The sequence below is a fragment of the Gilvibacter sp. CC01 genome, from assembly GCF_055755295.1.
Genome location: NZ_CM146909.1, coordinates 2,057,390 through 2,076,823 on the forward strand (window position 1 = coordinate 2,057,390; position 19,434 = coordinate 2,076,823).

At 43.3% G+C, this 19,434-nt stretch carries 19 protein-coding genes and 2 tRNA genes; 14 read left to right on the plus strand and 7 right to left on the minus strand.

Annotated features, from left to right (window positions below):
* Positions 1 to 13 precede the first annotated feature (13 nt).
* Positions 14 to 1,246, plus strand: coding sequence for an ATP-dependent Clp protease ATP-binding subunit ClpX (gene clpX / locus AC0J2F_RS09640; RefSeq protein WP_087523376.1), 1,233 nt, complete (start codon positions 14 to 16; stop codon positions 1,244 to 1,246).
* Here the strand turns inward: clpX and AC0J2F_RS09645 are convergent.
* Positions 1,243 to 2,757 carry a GH3 auxin-responsive promoter family protein gene (locus AC0J2F_RS09645; RefSeq protein WP_473007467.1) on the minus strand — a complete coding sequence of 505 codons (1,515 nt, stop codon included), beginning with the start codon at positions 2,755 to 2,757 and terminating at the stop codon, positions 1,243 to 1,245. The genes clpX and AC0J2F_RS09645 overlap by 4 nt on opposite strands.
* Before the next feature lie 45 nt (positions 2,758 to 2,802).
* Between AC0J2F_RS09645 and AC0J2F_RS09650 the strand changes: the two genes are divergently transcribed.
* Both AC0J2F_RS09650 and AC0J2F_RS09655 read left to right on the plus strand, forming a co-directional pair.
* Positions 2,803 to 3,606, plus strand: a complete 804-nt coding sequence (locus tag AC0J2F_RS09650) for a DUF2797 domain-containing protein (protein ID WP_374958254.1) — start codon at positions 2,803 to 2,805, stop codon at positions 3,604 to 3,606.
* Between the two features lie 61 nt (positions 3,607 to 3,667).
* Entirely contained in the window at positions 3,668 to 3,907 is a 240-nt protein-coding gene (locus tag AC0J2F_RS09655; protein WP_473007468.1) for a hypothetical protein, read from the plus strand.
* Here the strand turns inward: AC0J2F_RS09655 and AC0J2F_RS09660 are convergent.
* Together AC0J2F_RS09660 and AC0J2F_RS09665 are read right to left on the minus strand one after the other, a co-directional pair.
* Positions 3,900 to 4,532 carry a LysE family transporter gene (locus AC0J2F_RS09660; RefSeq protein ID WP_473007469.1) on the minus strand — a complete coding sequence of 211 codons (633 nt, stop codon included), beginning with the start codon at positions 4,530 to 4,532 and terminating at the stop codon, positions 3,900 to 3,902. The genes AC0J2F_RS09655 and AC0J2F_RS09660 overlap by 8 nt on opposite strands.
* A gap of 53 nt (positions 4,533 to 4,585) precedes the next feature.
* Positions 4,586 to 5,278, minus strand: coding sequence for a queuosine precursor transporter (locus tag AC0J2F_RS09665; RefSeq protein WP_473007470.1), 693 nt, complete (start codon positions 5,276 to 5,278; stop codon positions 4,586 to 4,588).
* A 104-nt stretch (positions 5,279 to 5,382) separates the two neighbouring features.
* Here AC0J2F_RS09665 and folK point away from each other — a divergent pair, with 104 nt between their 5' ends.
* A complete protein-coding gene (folK, locus tag AC0J2F_RS09670) occupies positions 5,383 to 6,492 on the plus strand; it encodes a 2-amino-4-hydroxy-6-hydroxymethyldihydropteridine diphosphokinase (RefSeq protein WP_473009384.1) in 1,110 nt (369 codons plus the stop codon).
* On the opposite strand, the gene AC0J2F_RS09675 is transcribed toward folK, so the two are convergent.
* Positions 6,493 to 7,029, minus strand: coding sequence for an RNA methyltransferase (locus AC0J2F_RS09675; RefSeq protein ID WP_473007471.1), 537 nt, complete (start codon positions 7,027 to 7,029; stop codon positions 6,493 to 6,495).
* A 103-nt stretch (positions 7,030 to 7,132) separates the two neighbouring features.
* Here AC0J2F_RS09675 and mutS point away from each other — a divergent pair, with 103 nt between their 5' ends.
* The 4 genes from mutS (at position 7,133) to AC0J2F_RS09695 (ending at position 10,891) form a co-directional block, all read left to right on the plus strand.
* A complete protein-coding gene (gene mutS / locus AC0J2F_RS09680; protein WP_473007472.1) occupies positions 7,133 to 9,748 on the plus strand; it encodes a DNA mismatch repair protein MutS in 2,616 nt (871 codons plus the stop codon).
* Between the two features lie 92 nt (positions 9,749 to 9,840).
* A tRNA-Gly gene (locus tag AC0J2F_RS09685) sits at positions 9,841 to 9,913 on the plus strand.
* A 32-nt stretch (positions 9,914 to 9,945) separates the two neighbouring features.
* Positions 9,946 to 10,031: transfer RNA gene (locus tag AC0J2F_RS09690), tRNA-Leu, on the plus strand.
* Between the two features lie 587 nt (positions 10,032 to 10,618).
* A complete protein-coding gene (locus AC0J2F_RS09695; protein WP_473007473.1) occupies positions 10,619 to 10,891 on the plus strand; it encodes a hypothetical protein in 273 nt (90 codons plus the stop codon).
* Between the two features lie 68 nt (positions 10,892 to 10,959).
* On the opposite strand, the gene AC0J2F_RS09700 is transcribed toward AC0J2F_RS09695, so the two are convergent.
* The gene (locus AC0J2F_RS09700) at positions 10,960 to 11,337 is read right to left on the minus strand and encodes a VOC family protein (RefSeq protein WP_473007474.1); all 378 of its coding nucleotides are present in this window, start codon (positions 11,335 to 11,337) and stop codon (positions 10,960 to 10,962) included.
* Positions 11,338 to 11,779: 442 nt separating this feature from the next.
* On the opposite strand from AC0J2F_RS09700, the gene AC0J2F_RS09705 reads away from it, so the two are divergent.
* From AC0J2F_RS09705 to AC0J2F_RS09720, 4 genes are all read left to right on the plus strand, one after another.
* Complete coding sequence (locus AC0J2F_RS09705; protein ID WP_473007475.1) at positions 11,780 to 12,133, plus strand: hypothetical protein; 354 nt, start codon at positions 11,780 to 11,782, stop codon at positions 12,131 to 12,133.
* Between the two features lie 140 nt (positions 12,134 to 12,273).
* Complete coding sequence (locus AC0J2F_RS09710) at positions 12,274 to 14,334, plus strand: tetratricopeptide repeat-containing sensor histidine kinase (RefSeq protein WP_473007476.1); 2,061 nt, start codon at positions 12,274 to 12,276, stop codon at positions 14,332 to 14,334.
* A gap of 126 nt (positions 14,335 to 14,460) precedes the next feature.
* Positions 14,461 to 15,144, plus strand: a complete 684-nt coding sequence (aqpZ, locus tag AC0J2F_RS09715; protein WP_473007477.1) for an aquaporin Z — start codon at positions 14,461 to 14,463, stop codon at positions 15,142 to 15,144.
* A gap of 199 nt (positions 15,145 to 15,343) precedes the next feature.
* A complete protein-coding gene (locus AC0J2F_RS09720) occupies positions 15,344 to 16,015 on the plus strand; it encodes a response regulator (RefSeq protein ID WP_473007478.1) in 672 nt (223 codons plus the stop codon).
* A 78-nt stretch (positions 16,016 to 16,093) separates the two neighbouring features.
* On the opposite strand, the gene AC0J2F_RS09725 is transcribed toward AC0J2F_RS09720, so the two are convergent.
* Positions 16,094 to 16,447, minus strand: a complete 354-nt coding sequence (locus AC0J2F_RS09725) for a hypothetical protein (RefSeq protein ID WP_473007479.1) — start codon at positions 16,445 to 16,447, stop codon at positions 16,094 to 16,096.
* Between the two features lie 223 nt (positions 16,448 to 16,670).
* Between AC0J2F_RS09725 and AC0J2F_RS09730 the strand changes: the two genes are divergently transcribed.
* Together AC0J2F_RS09730 and AC0J2F_RS09735 are read left to right on the plus strand one after the other, a co-directional pair.
* Positions 16,671 to 17,444 (plus strand): XRE family transcriptional regulator, encoded by a 774-nt coding sequence (locus tag AC0J2F_RS09730; RefSeq protein WP_473007480.1) that lies wholly within the window; start codon positions 16,671 to 16,673, stop codon positions 17,442 to 17,444.
* A complete protein-coding gene (locus AC0J2F_RS09735; RefSeq protein ID WP_473007481.1) occupies positions 17,437 to 18,105 on the plus strand; it encodes a DUF2461 domain-containing protein in 669 nt (222 codons plus the stop codon). Before AC0J2F_RS09730 ends, AC0J2F_RS09735 begins: the two co-directional genes overlap by 8 nt.
* Here the strand turns inward: AC0J2F_RS09735 and AC0J2F_RS09740 are convergent.
* On the minus strand, positions 18,082 to 19,338 hold the full coding sequence (locus AC0J2F_RS09740) for a 3-deoxy-D-manno-octulosonic acid transferase (protein ID WP_473007482.1): 1,257 nt from the start codon (positions 19,336 to 19,338) through the stop codon (positions 18,082 to 18,084). The genes AC0J2F_RS09735 and AC0J2F_RS09740 overlap by 24 nt on opposite strands.
* Between the last annotated feature and the right edge of the window lie 96 nt (positions 19,339 to 19,434).

Consider the following 19,434-nt stretch of genomic DNA (forward strand, 5'->3'; position numbering starts at 1 on the left):
AATACCCAAGAAGATGGCGAAAGAAGAATTAGAATGTTCGTTTTGCGGGCGTAAAAAGCCAGAGACCAATTTGCTTATTGCAGGTTTAGATGCACATATTTGTGACCGCTGTATTGAACAGGCACATGGCATAGTTGTAGAAGAAGCTACTCACAGCAGCAATGCGGAGCTTTCTAAGGAACTGATGCTTAAAAAGCCGAAAGCCATCAAGGAGTTTTTGGACGAGTACATCATTGGGCAAGAGCACACCAAAAAGGTGATGTCTGTTGCAGTATACAATCACTACAAAAGATTGTTGCAACCGCCTTCTGATGACGACATCGAAATTCAGAAAAGCAATATTATCATAGTCGGGCAAACCGGTACCGGTAAGACTTTAATGGCCAAAACTGTGGCGCGTATGCTTAACGTGCCGCTGGCCATTGTAGATGCTACAGTACTTACAGAGGCAGGTTATGTAGGGGAAGATGTGGAAAGCATTTTGACCCGTTTGCTTCAGGCTGCAGATTACAATGTGGAAAAGGCCCAAAATGGGATCGTTTTCATAGATGAGATCGATAAGATCGCCCGTAAGAGTGATAACCCTTCAATTACCAGAGATGTCTCTGGAGAAGGCGTACAGCAGGCTTTGTTAAAGCTCTTAGAGGGGACCACTGTCAACGTACCACCTAAAGGAGGGCGTAAACACCCGGATCAGAAGTTCATCGAAGTAAATACAGAGAATATCCTATTTATTGCCGGTGGAGCTTTTGATGGGATAGAACGCGCTATTACCAAGCGTTTGAACATGCAAGCCGTTGGATTTAGCGCTTCTAAATCAGACGATGCCTTTGAGCGCGATAACTTGCTCAAATATATCATTCCTAAGGATCTAAAAGACTTCGGATTGATTCCTGAGATCATTGGGCGCTTGCCTGTACTCACTCATATGGACCCGCTTGACAAGGGAACTTTAAGAGCAATTCTTACCGAGCCTAAGAACGCGATCGTAAAGCAATACAAGAAACTCTTTGAGATGGACGATATTGACTTTGTGATCACCGAAGAGGCACTAGATTACGTGGTGGACAAAGCTATCGAGTATAAATTAGGAGCACGCGGATTGCGTTCGCTTTGTGAAGCCGTTCTTACCGATGCTATGTTCGAGATGCCAGGTACTGAAGATCGCCAACTTCATGTCACTAAAGAGTACGCTGAGAAGAAACTCAACAAGTCGACCATAAAGAAACTCAAGGCCGTTTCTTAAGCATTCAGCTTTAATAATTCCTCTAAGTAATCGCGGGTATTTGCCAAGCGAGGTACTTTGTGCTGTCCGCCGAGCTTGTCCTTTGCTTTTAGCCAATCGTAGAATACCTTTTCACGTCCAAAGTGAACCGTGGGCAAATTCAAGGTCGTGTTGTTGTAGCGCTTAGCTTCGTAATCGGAATTGACCTCTTGCAAATATTTATCCAGTAGTTGCGTAAACTCTTTTTGATTCTGCGGAGGGGTCTTAAATTCAATAAGCCATTCGTGTGCACCCTTATCTTTGCCTTTCATAAAAATTGGTGCGGCTGTGTAATCTACGATCTCGCATTGGGTCTCTTGCGCAACTTTCTTTAGAGCGATTTCTGCATTTTCTATTATGAGTTCCTCTCCGAATACATTGATATGATGCTTGGTGCGTCCACTTACGCGAATGTGGTAAGGTCTAACCGAGGTGAACCTAACCGTATCTCCTATTTTATAGCGCCACAGGCCACCATTGGTCGTGATCACAATGGCGTAATTCTTGTCAACCTCCACCTGATCTAGCGGTATAACACGCTCTTCGGCCGTGCCGTAAGTGTCCATCGGGATAAACTCGTAAAAGATCCCGTAGTCAAGCATGAGCAGCAGATCCTTACTATCGTTCTTGTCTTGAATGGCAAAGAATCCCTCTGAGGCGTTATAGATCTCGTAGTACTTGAACTGATCCCTTGGAAGAATCTGCTTGTACTGATCTACATAAGGCTCAAAGCTCACTCCGCCGTGAAAGTACACCTCTAAATTCGGCCAAATATTAAAGAGATTGTCTTCTCCTGTAGAAGTTAAAACCTCATTGAGCAACACAAGCATCCAAGACGGTACTCCCGCCAAACTTGTTACGTTTTCCTGTATAGTCTCATTAACTATGGCTTGCATTTTGGTTTCCCAATCTGCCATGAGTGATACTTCACTGCTCGGGGTGGAGCTAAATTCAGCCCAAAATGGCATATTGTCTATCAGAATTGCAGACAGATCGCCAAAGGCTGTGCCGTTGCTCTTGTATAGCTCCTTGCTACCTCCTAAGCGCAAACTCTTCCCAACAAAAAGCTGAGAGTCCGGATTGTTGTTCAAATACATACAGAGCAGATCTTTGCTTGCCGCATAATGACAATCCTCCAAAGATTCATTGCTAACAGGTATGAATTTGCTTTTGCTCGAAGTGGTTCCGCTGGATTTGGCAAACCACTTGATAGGAGTTGGCCAAAATATGTTGGGTTCGCCCTGTCTGGAGCGCTCTATCAGATCTTGATAATCCTCATAGCTGCTAATGGGCACACGGGCTGCAAAGGTTTCGTAGTCTTTAATATCCTCAAAACCATAGCGCTTGCCAAGCTCGGTATGCTTTGCTTTAGCCAGCAAATTACTCAGTAGTTCACGTTGCACTTCATCTGGGTATTTTAAAAAGAGTTCTATCTGATGGAACCGCTTTTTTAAAAACCATGAGGCAATAGAATTTACAATGGGTATTGGCATTTATTTGCGCTATCTTTAGACGATAAAAATAGGAATTTTAGACATATGACCTATAGCGGAGTACTGACAAAAATGAAGACCCAAAACGGCCAGCCCGTCCAGTATTATTTGGATTTCGAGTCGGACTTTATCAATGTGAACCAATTATTGGGTAAGACCCTCAGTTTGCAATTCCTCAAGTTTGAGTGTCTTAACTGCGGATTGGACAAAAAGATCTTTCGTCAAGGGTATTGTCATGACTGTTTTTACGATGTGCCTCAAGCTGCAGATTGGATCATCCGTCCGGAACTGAGTAAAGCACATTTAGACCAAGAAGACCGCGATCTGGCCTACGAGAAGAAAATGCAACTGCAGCCGCATATTGTCTATTTGGCAAACTCCAGTTCGGTGAAGGTTGGGGTCACCCGGAAAAGCCAGGTGCCAACCCGTTGGATAGATCAGGGTGCTCATGAGGCAATTGCCATAGTGGAGGTTCCCAATCGTTATTTGGCCGGAATAACCGAAGTTGCTTTAAAGGATCAGGTGAGCGATAAGACCAATTGGCGTGCCATGCTAAAAAATGACATTCAAGACGAAGACTTGGTTGCTTGGCGTGAGAAGTTATTACCACTTGTGCCCGAGGAGGCTAAAGACTATGTCTTGGACAGACAGAGCGAAACGCATTTAGATTTCCCGGTGCAGCAATATCCGGAGAAACCCAACAGTCTCAACTTGGTAAAAGAAGGCGCATATACAGGCAAATTAGTAGGCATTAAGGGGCAGTATTTGATCTTTGAAGATCAGACAGTATTCAATGTTCGCTCTAACGAAGGGCTTTTTGTGGCTTTAGAGGTTGGGATTCCGGCTTAAGTATTTCTTTAACAGCTTTTTAGTATTCCAAGGACAGAACAAGCCTTAAATTTGTAAGGCTATGAAGAAACTAAAGATATCTGCCATGTCCTTGGTGTACATCACCACCCTTTTATTGGTTACCCTAACGGTAATGGTAACGATGGACCTTCCTTTTAACTGGGTATTTTACTTAAGTGTGCTTGGACAAGTTTTTGTGGTGCTGATGGTTTACCGTGTACTTACCGACGACTATTCGACCGACAAGACTTTCGAAGACTTCTACGAAGATTACGACACCGAATCCCAGCGTTTTAGATAACCCACAGTTTTAGGGCTTGAACTACCGCAATACCGATCAAGGTAATTCCTATCGCTGTGTGCATGCATACTTGTTTAGTTGAATTGAGCTGTTTTTCGGCCAAGCGCTTACCTGTAGATCCGTAGATCATGAGTATGCCTACCTTTCCCAGAAAAACTCCGAAGAAAAAGAACAAGAGGTAGCTGCTTTTGAGCATAGCAGACAAGGTCACATAATTGTTATTTACTATAGCTATGGCAACCAACCAGAATAATAAAACGGGTGGATTCACCGCCGCCAAGAGATATCCTTGAAGCAGTCGCTTGATCGGCTTGTCTGGCTGTGCCTGTCTGGTCTTTAGCTTTGGTAATCTGTTCTTGATAATAAAAAGTGTCCCTGCCAAAAGAAATGCTACTACAAAGATCACTTTTACCCAGACATGCATCTGCAAGAAATCTGTAACTAACATACTGTAGCTAATGGCCAGCAATGCCAAGGTGATCTCACCCAAGCCGGCTCCGAAGGCGATTTGTTGCCCTTGCAAAGGCTTGCCTGAAGCAGCGGCACTGACAACTGCAATATTGGAGGCTCCCGGAAAAGCTCCGCCTAAAGCCGCTAAGAAAACACCGATTATCAGATAGATCATAAACATGACTCTTTAGTAGTCATGACAGATAGCACCTTACAATGTTTAGTTAATTATTCGAGTTCTTCGCTGCCTTGCAGTCCAAAAAGGCGTCTTAAATAATAAACGCCAGCATAGAGTAGCGGGGTGTCTAATAACGCAACCAAGATCTTAAAAAGGAAACCGCTGATCAGTAGACTGCTAAAGATTTCCCAAGGGATTTTACCAAAACTACACAGCAGAAAAAGCACGGTAAAGGTGTCTACAAATTGCGAAGTGAAGGTAGAGAAGTTGTTGCGCAACCAAAGGTGCTTGCCTTTGGTGATCTTTTTCCACCAATGGAAAATGTGGATGTCTATGTATTGTGCCAATAAATAGGCCATCATGGAGGCAAATACGGCTACCGCTGTTGCTCCAAAGACCAAGGTAAATATCTCATTGTCCAGTGGGCTGGTCGGGATAGCATTGAAATGGTTTGCTGCCATGACAATTCCCAGGGAGAAGAAAGATGCAAAGATTCCCGTGGTCACCATTTGATTAGCCTTCTTTTTACCGTAGACCTCACTGACAATATCCGTGATCAAAAAAGTGATCGGGTAGGGCAGTACGCCTACGGAGATCTCGAAAGTGTAAAGTCCAAAAAAATCAATAGCCACAAACTTCTGAAAAATCAGGTTTGAAACTACCAATGAAGTTATGAATAGGGCCGCAAGAATCAGGTAGATGCGATCTGCCAAGGCCCCGTTTTTTGGAATCGATTTGCTCACCTAGCTAAGTTACGATTTTAATAGAACACCTTTACAGAATTTAGCTTAGTTTACGTATTTTCGCTGCTACCTAAAAGCCAATATTTATCAAACCAAAACGTACCATATACCTCGCACTTGGCAGTAATCAAGGCAACCGATTCGAGCAGTTGCAGGCGGCGGTAGATGCACTTTTTGAGACTATTGGTGATGTGCGAAAAATCTCTGCTGTTTACAGTTGTCCCGCCTTGGGTTTCGAAGGGCCGGAGTTTTTGAATTGCGTTCTGCGGATGGAGTCTGATCTGCCTAATGGTAAACTCATAAGTGAGGTACTTCGGATAGAAAAAAGCTTAGGTAGAGAACGATCAAAAGATGCTGGATACACTTCTCGAACTATCGATATTGATGTGATTGCTGTGGAGGATGAGTGTATCGACACCAAAAAGTTGCAAGTGCCACATCCGGCCATGCAAGACAGGCGATTTGTATTACAACCCATGCATGACATTGCTGCAGATTGGAAGCATCCCAAACTGGGTAAAACCGTGGGAGAGTTGTTGGAGTCTTGTCAGGATTCCTCTGTGCTGAGCAAGCAATCTAAATGGCTGCGCAATCCCAAGAAGAATCTGCATTTGGATCAGTTCAAATATTTAGCCATTGAAGGTAATATTGGCGCGGGTAAAACCAGTTTGGCAACTTTGATCTCCGAAGATTTTAACGCAAAATTGGTTTTGGAACGCTTTAAGGACAATCCGTTTCTGCCAAAGTTCTATAAGGATCAGAATCGTTATGCCTTTCCTTTAGAGATGTCTTTCTTGGCCGATCGCTATCAGCAATTGCTAGACGATATTTCGCAATACGATCTGTTTAAGGAATTCATTGTGGCCGACTATGACCTTTACAAGTCCTTGATCTTTGCTAAAGTTACGCTGCAGCAAGAGGAGTATGCGCTTTATAAAAAGCTATTCCACTTGATGTACAAGGAGATCGCTCGCCCGGATCTCTATGTCTATCTCTATCAAACTACAGAAAGCCTACTGGCCAATATCAAGAAAAGAGGCCGCTCTTACGAATCTGACATTCAGCCTGACTATCTGGAAAAACTCAATAAAGGGTATCAGGAGTATATAAAATCCTTTCCGGAAGGTACCGTAAAGGTTGTGGATGTATCGGACTTGGATTTTGTTGCCAATCGGGCCGATTACCTAAAGGTCTTAAGGGCAATAGTCAGCTAATTAGCCGTTTAATTTCTGGAAGATATCCCAAAGAACCACGCCTGCGCTAACAGCGATGTTCAGGGAGTGTTTGGTGCCGATCTGCGGAATTTCTATCACCCCGTCACAGCAGTCTATAACACTTTGCTGCACGCCTTTTACTTCGTTGCCAAAAACAACTGCTAGTGGTGTTTTTTGTGGGGTGAATTCACTTAAGCTTATGGAATTTTCTGTTTGCTCAACAGCAAAGCTGACAACGCCTTCGGCTTTGAGCTTTTTGATCAACTCTGCACAGTCTTCAGCGTACTCCCAAGCTACGCTATCTGTAGCTCCTAAAGCTGTTTTTTGAATGTCTTTATGCGGAGGAGTGGCAGTGATTCCACAGAGGTAGATCTTTTCTATCCTAAAGGCGTCTGAGGTTCTAAAGACACTCCCTACATTGTTTAGACTGCGGATGTTATCCAGCACAACTATTAGTGGTGTTTTTGCTGCGGATTTAAACGCTGCAACCTCCAAACGATCCAGTTCGCTATTGCGAAGTTTTCTAAAGTCACTCATGCGATTGCAAAGGTAGCCTATTGTTAATAAAAGGGAATAACTCTAAGGGCTCGATCTTCTCTAAAAATCGCAGTTTTTCTACTTTAGCTTTTCAACCCTATTTATGGCCACAAAAGTCACTCCTTTAATGAAGCAATACAATGCCATCAAGGCCAAGCACCCTGATGCGCTCTTGCTTTTTCGAGTTGGAGATTTTTATGAGACCTTTGGACAAGACGCCGTGCGTGCCGCAAAGATTCTCAACATAACGCTTACGGCCAGAAACAACGGCGGAGACAAGACCGAATTGGCTGGGTTTCCACACCACGCGCTTAACACCTATTTGCCCAAGTTGGTCACTGCTGGTTGCCGCGTGGCCATTTGCGATCAACTGGAAGATCCGAAGCAAACCAAGACCATAGTAAAGCGAGGTGTTACTGAACTTGTTACTCCAGGTGTTGCTATTAATGACGATATTCTACAAGCTAAGAAGAACAATTTCTTAGCGGCTATTTATCCGTCTAAGAAAGAATTAGGGGTGGCCTTTTTAGATATTTCTACCGGAGAGTTTTTGGTAGCAGAAGGCAGCTTGATCTATATTCAAAAGCTTTTGCAAAACTTTAGTCCGGCTGAGGTTTTGTTCTCCAAGCAAAAACGCACTTGGTTCAAAGACCATTTTTCTGCAGCTCTTAATGTATTTTATTTAGAAGATTGGGTCTTTCAACCCGAATACGCCAAGGAAAAGCTTACCCAACATTTCAATACACTAAACTTAAAAGGATTTGGTGTGGAGCAAATGGAGCAGGCGCAGATCGCTGCAGGAGCCATTATGCATTATTTGCAAGAGACACAGCATTCGCGTTTAGAGCATATTACGAATATTTCAAGGATCGCTGCAGATAAGTATTTGTGGATGGACCAATTCACCATTCGTAACTTAGAGTTGTATCACCGTTCTAGCTCCGAGGCTGTAACCTTATTGGATATTCTAGATCATACCCAATCTCCTATGGGAGGTCGTATGATGCAACGATGGCTTGCATTACCGTTGAAAGACCTTAATGCGATTAATAGCAGACACGATCAGGTAGCACATTGGGTGTCAAATCCGGAAGCTTTGGAACGCCTTAGAGGACAACTGGCTTATATCAGAGATCTGGAGCGCTTGGCCTCTAAAGTTGCTACGGCTAAAGTGAATCCTCGGGAAGTAGTGACGCTAAAAAATTCTCTTGAAGCCCTGGTTCCTCTAATTCAAGCGGTGCAAGATGGATCTGGAGATATTTTCAATGACCTACTAGAAAAATTAGATCCTTGTGATACACTAAGGGAACAGATCAAGGCTACCTTAGACGAAGAAGCACCAATTTTGCTTTCTAAAGGAAAAGTGATCGCTGCTGGCTTTAATGCCGAATTGGACGAATTGCGCGAAATAGCCGGAGGCGGTATCGCCTATTTGGATCAAATGGTTGCCAGAGAGGCGGAACAAACGGGAATCAGCTCGCTCAAGATCGCTTCTAACAACGTATTTGGCTACTATATTGAGGTGCGAAATACGCATAAAGACAAAGTGCCGGAACATTGGATCCGCAAGCAGACGCTGGTTAATTCAGAGCGCTATATTACCGAAGAACTCAAAGAATACGAGCAGAAGATACAAGGCGCAGAGGTGCAGATCGCCATTTTAGAATCTAACTTGTATCAGGAGCTTTTACAAGCTATCATGCCGTATTTGGGCAAGCTACAGGAAAATGCCCAGGCTGTGGCCGCAATTGATTGTCTGTGTAGTTTTGCACATTTGGCAATTACCGCCAAATATATCCGCCCACAAATGAACGACGGTTTTGAGATCAATATCAAAGATGGCCGTCATCCGGTGATCGAAAAACAACTCCCGCCAGATACGCCTTATGTTGCTAACGATGTCTTTTTAGACCGTGGGCAACAACAGCTAATCATGATCACTGGGCCTAATATGAGTGGTAAGTCTGCTATTTTAAGGCAAACTGCATTGATCTCGCTGATGGCGCAAATGGGATGCTTTGTCCCTGCCGCTTCGGCAGATTTAGGTGTCGTGGATAAGATTTTTACTCGAGTAGGGGCCAGCGACAATATCTCTATGGGAGAATCTACCTTTATGGTAGAGATGAATGAAACGGCGAGTATTCTCAACAATATTTCAGAACGTTCTTTAGTACTCTTGGATGAGATTGGTCGTGGTACTAGTACTTATGATGGAATCTCTATCGCTTGGGCCATAAGCGAATACTTGCACGAGCATCCGGCCAGACCTAAGACGCTTTTTGCAACCCACTACCACGAGCTCAATGAGATGACCGATCGCTTTGAGCGTATTAAGAATTACAATGTGTCTGTTAAGGAGACTTCGGATAATGTATTGTTCTTGCGCAAATTGGTCCCTGGAGGTTCTCATCACAGTTTTGGGATTCATGTGGCCAAGATGGCTGGGATGCCCGATACGGTAATAAGAAGGTCCAACAAGATCTTAAAGCGATTGGAGACCTCGCATTCGTCTGAGCAACTGAACGATAAGATGAGTCAGGTTGCAGAAGAAGAGCTGCAACTCAGTTTTATTCGCTTGGACGATCCTTTACTAGAAGAAATAAGAGATGAGATTCTAGAGCTAGACATTGATACCTTAACTCCGGTAGAGGCTCTTATGAAACTCAATGAGATCAAACGTCTTCTTAGCCGTAATCGTGCAGAACGCCTCAAGAAATAGCTAGAATATTCTCAAAAAAATACTTTTGTTTTCTCATAAAAGTTTTAAATTTGCCTCCGCTCTTACAACAAAGAGCACGTTCTTTTAAACATGCGAAAATAGCTCAGTTGGTAGAGCGCCACCTTGCCAAGGTGGAGGTCGCGGGTTCGAATCCCGTTTTTCGCTCAAAATGGCTAACTGCCATTTAAGTCCAAGTTGCAGAAGTGGTGGAATTGGTAGACACGTTGGACTTAAAATCCAATGGGCAGTAATGCCCGTGCGGGTTCAAGTCCCGCCTTCTGTACTAATAAGGGAAAACCCCGACTCGAATGAGTCGGGGTTTTTTGTTTTAAACACGCGCCAAGCTCGCTTGAGCGCGTGGGAAAAACAAAAAACCATCAGCGCACAGCGCTGGGGTTTTCATTTTTCAACTGGTCATTGCGAGACTCACGAGCGAAGCGAGTAATTCCCGCCCTCACCCCGCGCTAGGGATGGAAGCGAAGTACCGTGTACTGCGAACAGCCCGACCCTGAAGTGAAACGAAGCGAAGCGAAGTTTCTACTTCAGGGGAGCGCCCAAATCCAACCCCTCATAGCATCAATTCAAATACACTTAAGCGCATTCCAACGAATTTTTCGTTCGCTTTCGGTAGTTAGATGTAGGTTTAAGGTATAGTTTATCATAATATCAATAATTGTAAATCTGCAGAGGATGAAAGAGCTAGGAATAGTAATCAATTGCTGTGGGCGGGAGTTGTATTTGGCTAGTGAGGAATTTTTAAAAAAGTACAGAGACTGTGAGATCATGGAGGTATGTATGGTCTAGAGTGATAATAGCAAACCATCATTACGACTGCTGCGTCAATTGCAGCGGTATTGCAAGAGTATTTCAATGGTAAAGATTAATAGAAATAAGTCAGAGGCCTACGCGCTTAGAGCTGGAGTTCGTTATTTAATAGGGAACTTTAATTTGCCTGTGATTGCAGTTGTTACGGGAATTGAACAGTACGCTTTAGACCAAGTACTAGAAGCTCTGGCTGGGCTTAAGGATACAATTTTAGAAGAAGGTCTTAGGCCACATGACGGACGTTTTATTATGAATGTTAGAGACAGGCGTATTGTTCAGATCATGCCACAAGATCTTGGCTTGAAACGAACGGCTTAAGTGTTGAAGGGAATTTCTAGATGTTGTTTACTTGCCAACTAAAGTATGCTTACCGAAGCAGCTTGTTTTCAATTTACCCGCCACGGCGGATTCTTGCGATACGCTCCTCCCCAAAAAAGGATGATCTTGTTTCCGGCAGGATCGGTAAGACGTGCTTCTCGCCAACCCCAGCTTTGGTCTGTAGGTAAAAGTTCAAAGCTTATACCCAGTTCTTGCAGACGTTGAACTTCTGCGTCGAGCTGCTGGGTTTCAAAATAGATCACAGGAGCTTCGCCAACTCCCAATTTATCAATTTGGTGTATGGAAAAAGTGGCGTCTCCCTGTGGACATTCAAAGCGAACGTAACGAGGAGCAGCATTGACAATAATTTTAAGGCCCAAATGCTGGTAGAAAGCGACACTGGCTTCCATATTTATGCTGGGTACGGTTACTTGATTGAGGTTCATATAGCTAGTGAGTGGAATTTATAAATAGTGCTAATAACCGCTTGTGGCGGTTCATTAATCGGTCTAAGTTAGTGCCAATATTTGACAATGTGAACTCCTACAAAGAGGGCGAATAAATGGCCGTTTACAGAAAAACCGTAATAAATTTCGTACAAAAGTTAAAAATTTATTTATCTTTGTAGGAAACTACGCATAGCTATGTGTCGAATATTGCAGGAGATACTGTAAGAAGTTTCTTTAAAGCAACCAACCTCACACTTGACATATTAACTATTTAGTCTGTCCTGGCTTTGCATTAAAAAGCTGAGGAACAGTACTTTTTTGTCTTCTGCCTTGCAGAAGGCTTATAAAGATTTTTGGGGCTGCAATCTTTACCGATATAAGATTACGGCTGCCTTACAATAATGATTAGTAACAACGTTTAACTAAAAACTAGACAAAGATGAATCGCTTAAAACTATTGTTCCCCATTTGCGCCCTAGGTTTCTTGTTCTTTGCTTGTGAAGCAGAGCCGGTAGAAGAAGCATTGGAAGCTAATTTTAGTGTAAGTCTATCTGAGCTTGAGGCTACAGAGGACTTCGCCAATAGCGATACGGATCAACGCGCTACTGATGATGACGATGATTACGTAGATGTAGATGGAAAGAGCGCAGCAACAGACGACGATGACGACTATGTAGACGTAGATGGTCGCAGTGCTAATACTGACGATGACGACGACTATGTCGATGTTGACGGGAGAAGCGCCCAGACCGACGACGATGATGACTACGTGGACGTAGACGGTCGCGGATAAATTCTACTATATCATTGCGGTTTTTCCCGCATTGAAACAGTGGGTTTGCAGCTTAGTTTGCAGCTGGGCACCTAAGAAATAACAGTTTTGTGTTTTTTGGTTTGAATCAAAAGGCATAATCGGTTATATTGGGTGTCGAAATGGCACCGCTATACCCAAATCGAATCAAAGACTATATAAGAACCATACAGATCCTTGTGATGTGTATGGTTTGCTATTTTGTAGTTTCCTGCAAGCACGAAGGCCCTTCTGGAGCTGAGGTCCCAAGCACGGTCCAAGATTCTGTAATGGCAATCATTGATGAAATTGCTGTAGGAGATCAACCTCGTACTGTTTTAAAGTCGCAATTGTTGCGCGCTTTTCGTCTTCACGGTCTGATCCAGAACGATTCGGTTAAGAAATTGGTGCTAGATTCGATTGCCAGAAATAGTTTGCGCTATCGCAACGAAGAATTGGCCCGCATGTCTGCAGAGCACTTACAAGACATAGCTGTGGCCGGCAGCGACACTTTGGGTATTGCCAAGGCCCATTGGTATCTGGGTCATTATTATTTAAGACAAGATCAAATAGACAGTGCTGCCAATAAATTTTACTATGCGGAACGCTTCTATAGACTCTCCGGAGACTTCTTAAACGCGGGGAAATCTATATTGAATCTGGCAATCATTCAAAAGAACCAAAAAGACTACATAGGTAGCGAACGCAGTACGGTTCGTGCCTTGGAATTCTTAGAAGGTACCGTAGGAGAGGAGCGCAGCATTGCTTCTGCCTATAACAATTTGGGGATCATTGCCAAGGATACTGAGAAATACGACCTCGCTATAGAATACCACAACAAGGCTTTGGAGTACAGAAGAGAGATCGATAATACTGCTTTGGAGGCGAGTTCCTTGAATAATTTGGGAATTGTTTACACCAATATGGGGCAATATGAAGAGGCGATAGCCATGTTCGATAGTGGTCTTGAAAATGACAGTCTGTATCATCAGCGGCCCATTACTTATGCCAAGCTCTTAGATAATAAGGCCTATGCGGAGTTGCAGGGTGGAAAAAAGGAGGGCTATCCGGAAGCTTTTATGATCCCATTGCGATTGCGAGACAGTATTTCAGATAAATCTGGGAAGGTGCAAAGTTACCTGCGTTTGAGTGAATACCATTTAATGATGGATTCCATAGCAAAGAGTCATGATTATGCCAAGGAGGCCTTGGCTTTGGCACGTGAGATCGGATACCAGCGCGGGGAGCAAGAATCTTTGCAGTTGCTCGCGAAAAATTCGGAGCCTGCTGTGGCATTGGCCTACAACAACAGGTTTATAGCCATAAATGACAGTTTGCAAAAGGCAGAGCGTTCCTTTCAAGATAGATTTGCCCGACTGCGTTTTCAGACCGATATTCTGGAAGATGAGAAAAACCGTGTTGTTCAGGCCAATAAACAATTGCAATTGGTATTGCTGAGTCTTATTGCCTTTGCCTTATTGGGGTATATCATTATTCAACGTAGAGCCAATCAGAAGGAGTTGCTTTACCAAGCAGATCAACAGAAGGCTAACGAAGAGATCTACAGTTTGATGTTGTCTCAAAAGGTAAAGTTAGAAGAGGGGCGCCAGATAGAGAAACAACGCATATCAGAAGAACTCCATGACGGAATATTGAGCAAGCTCTTTGGTGCTCGATTGAGTTTGGATAGCCTTAACGCCAAAGTGGATTCCAAGTCAGTAGGAGTTCGACAGTCTTATATACAAGAGATCAAAAATATTGAAAGCGAGATCCGCTCCATATCGCATGAGCTAAACGCCAATACCTTTAACAGTGAGGTTATGTATGTGGACGCGATCGAAAAACTACTACGTGACCAATGTAGTATTCACAATATAGATTTTGATCTGACCAGTGATCATAAGATCGATTGGGAAAGAATGACCAACGACAAAAAAGTCCACCTGTATCGCATCATTCAAGAGGCGCTTCAGAACATCATGAAGCACGCTAAAGCAGATGAGGTCTCTGTCCAATTTGCGCAATTGGTCAATGGGGTTCGTCTTATTATTGAAGACGATGGTGTGGGTATGAATATTCACAAGGTTAAACGTGGGATAGGTCTAAAGAACATCAAGTCCCGTGTAAAACAGATCGAAGGTAATCTGAAGATCAAGAGTGAGGAAGGCAAGGGTACCCAGATCACTGTAGATTTCGCAGTCTAAGCCACGACCTATCCATTGGTCGAATATATTGGTCATTTATCTTTTTCGAATTCCTTTTTACAGTCTCAAGAATTCTTTGTCCTTAATAATCATGTACTTAGGTTCTCTAACTAATACTGAATTATTATGAAAAAATTCGTTGCAGAAGCCATTGGAACCTTTTGGTTGGTCTTTGGCGGTTGTGGATCTGCCATGCTTGCGGCAGGCGTTGAGAACGTTGGGATCGGATTTATGGGTGTAGCATTGGCATTCGGACTTACCGTAGTCACCATGGCCTATGCCATAGGACATATCTCTGGAGCTCATTTGAATCCTGCAGTAACTATTGGTCTTTGGGTAGGTGGACGTTTCTCCGGAAAAGAGGTTGTTCCTTATGTAGTTTCACAATGTATAGGCGGTATCATTGCTGCGGCTGTTCTTTATGTCATTGTTACCGGTAACGGCTCTGAAATTGGTGGTTTTGCTGCCAATGGTTACGGGGCGCATTCTCCTGGAGGTTATTCCATGGAATCAGGTATTCTAACCGAATTTGTATTGACACTAGTATTTCTGGTTGTCATCATGGGGGCTACGCATAAGAATGCGGCTTCGAAATTTGCCGGTCTTGCCATTGGTCTGGCCCTGACTTTGATCCATTTGATAAGTATCCCAGTAACCAATACTTCGGTGAATCCTGCTCGAAGTTTGAGTCAGGCGATCTTTGTTGGAGGTTGGGCACTCGCTCAACTTTGGGTCTTTATTGTATTTCCTATCGCTGGAGCCATTTTCGGCGGACTTTTATACCGTTGGTTGTCTGGAGGAAACAACTAAGCTATACTATTGAAATTCAACAACAAAAAGGGGCCTCAGCGCTCCTTTTTTACATCTTAAACGTGCTGTTTTTACGGGAAACAAGTAAATCTCTCATTGGCTAATTTTTGGTATATTGTAAAAGCAACAATAAGCGTAGAAATTAGTTAGAAAGGCGAATAGAAGAAAACATAAGATCACTCCCTATACTTGATCCCATATGAAGACAAAATTAAACGTGTTGATGGTAGATGATCATCCGATCATTATAGAAGGATATCGCAACACACTCTACGACAATTTTAACGAGCAGTACACCTTGATGATCGATGTGGTTTCCAACTGCGATGATGCCGCTAAGGCCATCAAAATGAACCGCAATGAAAAGCCTTATGACGTAGCACTGATCGATATAAAATTACCACCTTCTAAAGACGGAAAGCTCACCTCTGGAGTTGATGTTGCTATTTTACTGAGACAGCTGCATCCAAAATCCAGAGTGATCATTCTAACCATGCACAACGAAGATGGACGTATCCACAACATATTGCAGAATATTAATCCAGAAGGATTTCTGATCAAGAGTGACTTGACCTCGAGTGAGCTCAGTCGCGCTTTCGAAGAAGTTGCAGACGGACGTACCTATTATAGCGCCACGGTAAACAATCATTTTAGAAAAATGATCAGCAATGATTTTTCATTAGATCAAAAGAATCTGCAGATCTTGTTCCACCTATCTCGCGGAGTGCAGACTAAAAACTTGAGCAATTATATCAACCTTTCTTTAAGCGCGATAGAAAAGCGAAAGAACCACATTAAAGAATTGTTCGATATTAAATCCGCCAACGATGAAGTGCTTATAGAAGAAGCTCGTAGAAGAGGGTTCGTATAAACACTCTAAAGAAGATGTATAAAAAAAAGGCCTTGCGATTGCAGGGCCTCTTTTTTTAGTGTTGATGGTCGGTTTTACTTATAGAGAACCAGCGTCATCAACAGCGTCTTTTACAGCGTCTGCAGCACCTTTAACGGCATCTTTAGCTCCATCTACAGCCTTATCGGCAGCTTCCTTAGCATCGTCCATAGCACCTTCTGCAGCATCTTTAGCGTCTTCTACAGCGCCTTCAACAGCATCAGCAGCATCGCTAGCAGCATCTTCTGCAGCATCCATGGCGTCTGAGGCAGCACCTTCAGCAGCATCAGCAGCATCGCTTGCAGCGTCAGCAGCATTTTCTACTGCGTCCTCAGCTTTCTTTTCAGTTTCTCTACAAGAAGTAAAAGAAACAGTCATAAGCACAACAAATACGCCTAAAAATAACTTCTTCATGATAAATCTAGATTAGTGATTAAAGAACCAAATTTACTATTTTTTTTAACACTTTAACAAATTTCTAACAATTTATCGAATACGCAGAAATGCTGTGTATTTCGTCGATTCTTTGCAATTTTCATCCTTCTTTTTGTCATTTCGCTAAAAGTGTGTGGTTAGTGCCAGTAGGAGATATTCCCATTACTTGGAAAATTTCCAAAAAAAAGCCTTACCTTGAGGCATGCAACAGCAACTATCTACAGCCGCAATTCGTTTCAAGAAGGTCCGCGAATCTTTGGGATTTACGCAACAGGAGTTCGCTCAAAAGCTTGGCATAAGCAACTCCACAGCAGACATAGAGAGAGCCAAAACCAAACTTTCGGGCGCAGTGGTCATGGAACTCTTGAGACAGTTCAATATCAATCCTTTGTGGTTGTACGGCAAAAGTCATTCTCAGTATTTATCGCCTCAAGGTGTTTCGGTCATGCCAAAAGTGATCACCGTTGACAATGCCGACCAAGAAAATATCTTATTGGTCAATCAGCGCGCGGCAGCTGGATATCCCCAGAACGTTGGAGACCCGGAGTGGGTACAGAGTTTGCCTGCATTCTCAATTCCTTTGCCCGAGTATCGCAATGCAACCTATCGCGGGTTTCAGGTAGAAGGCGACAGTATGTTGCCCAACATTAGGCCAAATGAGTGGGTGCTGGGCAGGTCCGTGGGTGATCTGGGAGAAGCGACTAACAACAAGATCTATATAGTGGTGTTGCAGGATTCTGTCTTGGTGAAGAAATTAGAAAAATTGCCAGACCCTGCTAAAGTGCGCTTGGTTTCTTTGAATCCAGCTTATTTGCCCATTGATGTTCCGGTGCAATCCATTCAAGAACTGTGGTTGGTCAATAGCAAAATCAGCTTTGGTTTGGAGTCCGACGGCAACAACAGTCTGTTGCAGCAATTACAGCATTCTATGGATGAGCTCAAAGGGCAGATCAACAGACTTCAGGCCGATGAATGACACTTCAGCTGGCTTTAAGGCCATGATTGCTTTTTTGCGCAATTTGCAAAAGAATAACTCCAAAGATTGGATGGATGCCCACCGAAAGGCTTATCATGAGGTGCGAGATTTTTATGTCGATTGGCTCGATATGATGAACCTGGAATTGGCTAAGATAGACCCTGATTATTTTGACACGCCTGGTAAAAAGGCCATCAACCGGATCAACAATAATTTAATGTTTCATCCCAACCGACCGGTTTACAAGGATCACTTCGGAGCTGGTCTGGATCAACTGAGCAAACAAGGAGATTTCTATATAGAAATCAATACCAAGGATGTTTTTATTGGTGGCGGATATTGGCATCCTGATCCGAAATCGCTCCGCAGTATTCGACAAGCCATTGACTACGACGGAGAGCGTTTTAAGGCAGTCTTGAACAAACCGAGTTTTAAAAAGCGTTTTGGAGGTCTAATTCCGGCAGATTCGCTTTCACGTCCTCCAAAGGGATTTTCAGAAGAGCATCCGCATATAGAACTTCTCAAACGAAAGGCCTTTGCGGTCTCTTGTAATCTTGAGCATAAACAATTGGAAGGTCCTAATTTCAATAAGGAAGTGATCGCAATTTACAAGGAGATGCTGCCCTTTAGACGCTATTTAAACCAGGCGATCACCGTATAGCTCCTGGATCTTATCCATGATCTTGGCTGTTGCTCCTGTGTTGCTATTGATATAGTGTTCACAGATCATTCCGGTCTGAGATCGAAACTTCTCATCTGCTAACATTTTGGTCATGATCTCGGTAAAGCCTGCGGCCGAATCTACAGCATATAGCCCAGCCAGATCCAATAGTTTAACTGCCTCTGGAAAATCTTCGAAATTCTTACCAATTATAATTGGCACGCCAAAAGTTGCTGGCTCTAAAATATTGTGAAGCCCTGTATTTCCCATGGCTCCACCAACATAGGCAATGTCTGCATAATAATACACCTTGGTCAAGTAACCCACAGTGTCTAAGATCAAAATTTTGGCTTTTTGCAAGTCCTGTCCTCCGGCCTCTGTAAAGCGAACGGCCTTATCCCCCAGAGCGGCTGCCAGACGCTCAATACCCTTGGGATTCATGGAGTGTGGCGCCACTATTGTTTTGAGTTGCTTGGCAGCTTCGGAATTTAAAAAGTCGAGAAATACCGCTTCATCCTCTGGCCAACTGCTGCCAATAACTAAGGTGGTCTGACCGGAGCAAAATTGCTCCATAAAGTCCAATTTGTTGTCTTGCTCTATCTGATGCGAAACTCGATCAAAACGCGTATCACCACTTTGGCTTGTATTTTCAAATCCGTGACTGTTTAACAGCTGTAAGGACGATCTATTCTGCACAAAGATCCAATCCACCGTTTTTAGTGCTTTGAGTAATAACTTTCCTGTAGGTTTAAAAAATGCCTGCTCTTTTCTAAACAAAGCAGAGACCATTAGGTTTGGAATTTGCCGCTCTTGCAATTCCAAAAAGAAATTTGGCCAGACCTCGTACTTTACGAATATGGCGAGCTTTGGATTGACCAGGTCTAAAAATCGTTGTGCATTGGCTTTGGTGTCAAGAGGCAAATAGGTCACCACATCTGCTTTGGCTGATTTGTGTTTTATCTCATAACCAGAAGGCGAAAAGAAACTCACTACCAGATTGGTTTTGGGGTACTTTGTGGCCAATTTTTCTAGAACTGGCAGCCCTTGTTCGTATTCTCCTAAAGAAGCACAATGCATCCAGATCACATTTTGTTTTCCGGCCATTTGTTGCTCCAGCTTTTTAAAAAGTCCTTTTCTACCGTCCACAAAGGCCTTCATCTTGGGGCTGAACATACCCAAGACACCCAGCACTGGGCTGCCTAAGTGCGTTAAAAAATTGTATAAGGATCTCATAGAAATGACTCGAGCTAAAATACGTTTCTTTGCCCAAATAGATTGCTAAGGGCGGGGTAATTTCGTAATATTGTTAGCAAAATCATACCCTCAGAA

What these genes read in the sequence shown, in the direction of transcription:
- AC0J2F_RS09650 (WP_374958254.1), top strand. Translation starts at nt 2,803, where the DNA reads ATGACCTATAGCGGAGTACTGACAAAAATGAAGACCCAAAACGGCCAG.
- AC0J2F_RS09655 (WP_473007468.1), top strand. Translation starts at nt 3,668, where the DNA reads ATGAAGAAACTAAAGATATCTGCCATGTCCTTGGTGTACATCACCACC.
- AC0J2F_RS09720 (WP_473007478.1), top strand. Translation starts at nt 15,344, where the DNA reads ATGAAGACAAAATTAAACGTGTTGATGGTAGATGATCATCCGATCATT.
- clpX (WP_087523376.1), top strand. Translation starts at nt 14, where the DNA reads ATGGCGAAAGAAGAATTAGAATGTTCGTTTTGCGGGCGTAAAAAGCCA.
- AC0J2F_RS09740 (WP_473007482.1), bottom strand. Translation starts at nt 19,338, where the DNA reads ATGAGATCCTTATACAATTTTTTAACGCACTTAGGCAGCCCAGTGCTG.
- aqpZ (WP_473007477.1), top strand. Translation starts at nt 14,461, where the DNA reads ATGAAAAAATTCGTTGCAGAAGCCATTGGAACCTTTTGGTTGGTCTTT.
- AC0J2F_RS09710 (WP_473007476.1), top strand. Translation starts at nt 12,274, where the DNA reads ATGGCACCGCTATACCCAAATCGAATCAAAGACTATATAAGAACCATA.
- AC0J2F_RS09695 (WP_473007473.1), top strand. Translation starts at nt 10,619, where the DNA reads ATGGTAAAGATTAATAGAAATAAGTCAGAGGCCTACGCGCTTAGAGCT.
- AC0J2F_RS09675 (WP_473007471.1), bottom strand. Translation starts at nt 7,029, where the DNA reads ATGAGTGACTTTAGAAAACTTCGCAATAGCGAACTGGATCGTTTGGAG.
- mutS (WP_473007472.1), top strand. Translation starts at nt 7,133, where the DNA reads ATGGCCACAAAAGTCACTCCTTTAATGAAGCAATACAATGCCATCAAG.
- AC0J2F_RS09660 (WP_473007469.1), bottom strand. Translation starts at nt 4,532, where the DNA reads ATGATCTATCTGATAATCGGTGTTTTCTTAGCGGCTTTAGGCGGAGCT.
- AC0J2F_RS09700 (WP_473007474.1), bottom strand. Translation starts at nt 11,337, where the DNA reads ATGAACCTCAATCAAGTAACCGTACCCAGCATAAATATGGAAGCCAGT.
- AC0J2F_RS09645 (WP_473007467.1), bottom strand. Translation starts at nt 2,757, where the DNA reads ATGCCAATACCCATTGTAAATTCTATTGCCTCATGGTTTTTAAAAAAG.
- AC0J2F_RS09735 (WP_473007481.1), top strand. Translation starts at nt 17,437, where the DNA reads ATGAATGACACTTCAGCTGGCTTTAAGGCCATGATTGCTTTTTTGCGC.
- AC0J2F_RS09725 (WP_473007479.1), bottom strand. Translation starts at nt 16,447, where the DNA reads ATGAAGAAGTTATTTTTAGGCGTATTTGTTGTGCTTATGACTGTTTCT.
- AC0J2F_RS09705 (WP_473007475.1), top strand. Translation starts at nt 11,780, where the DNA reads ATGAATCGCTTAAAACTATTGTTCCCCATTTGCGCCCTAGGTTTCTTG.
- AC0J2F_RS09730 (WP_473007480.1), top strand. Translation starts at nt 16,671, where the DNA reads ATGCAACAGCAACTATCTACAGCCGCAATTCGTTTCAAGAAGGTCCGC.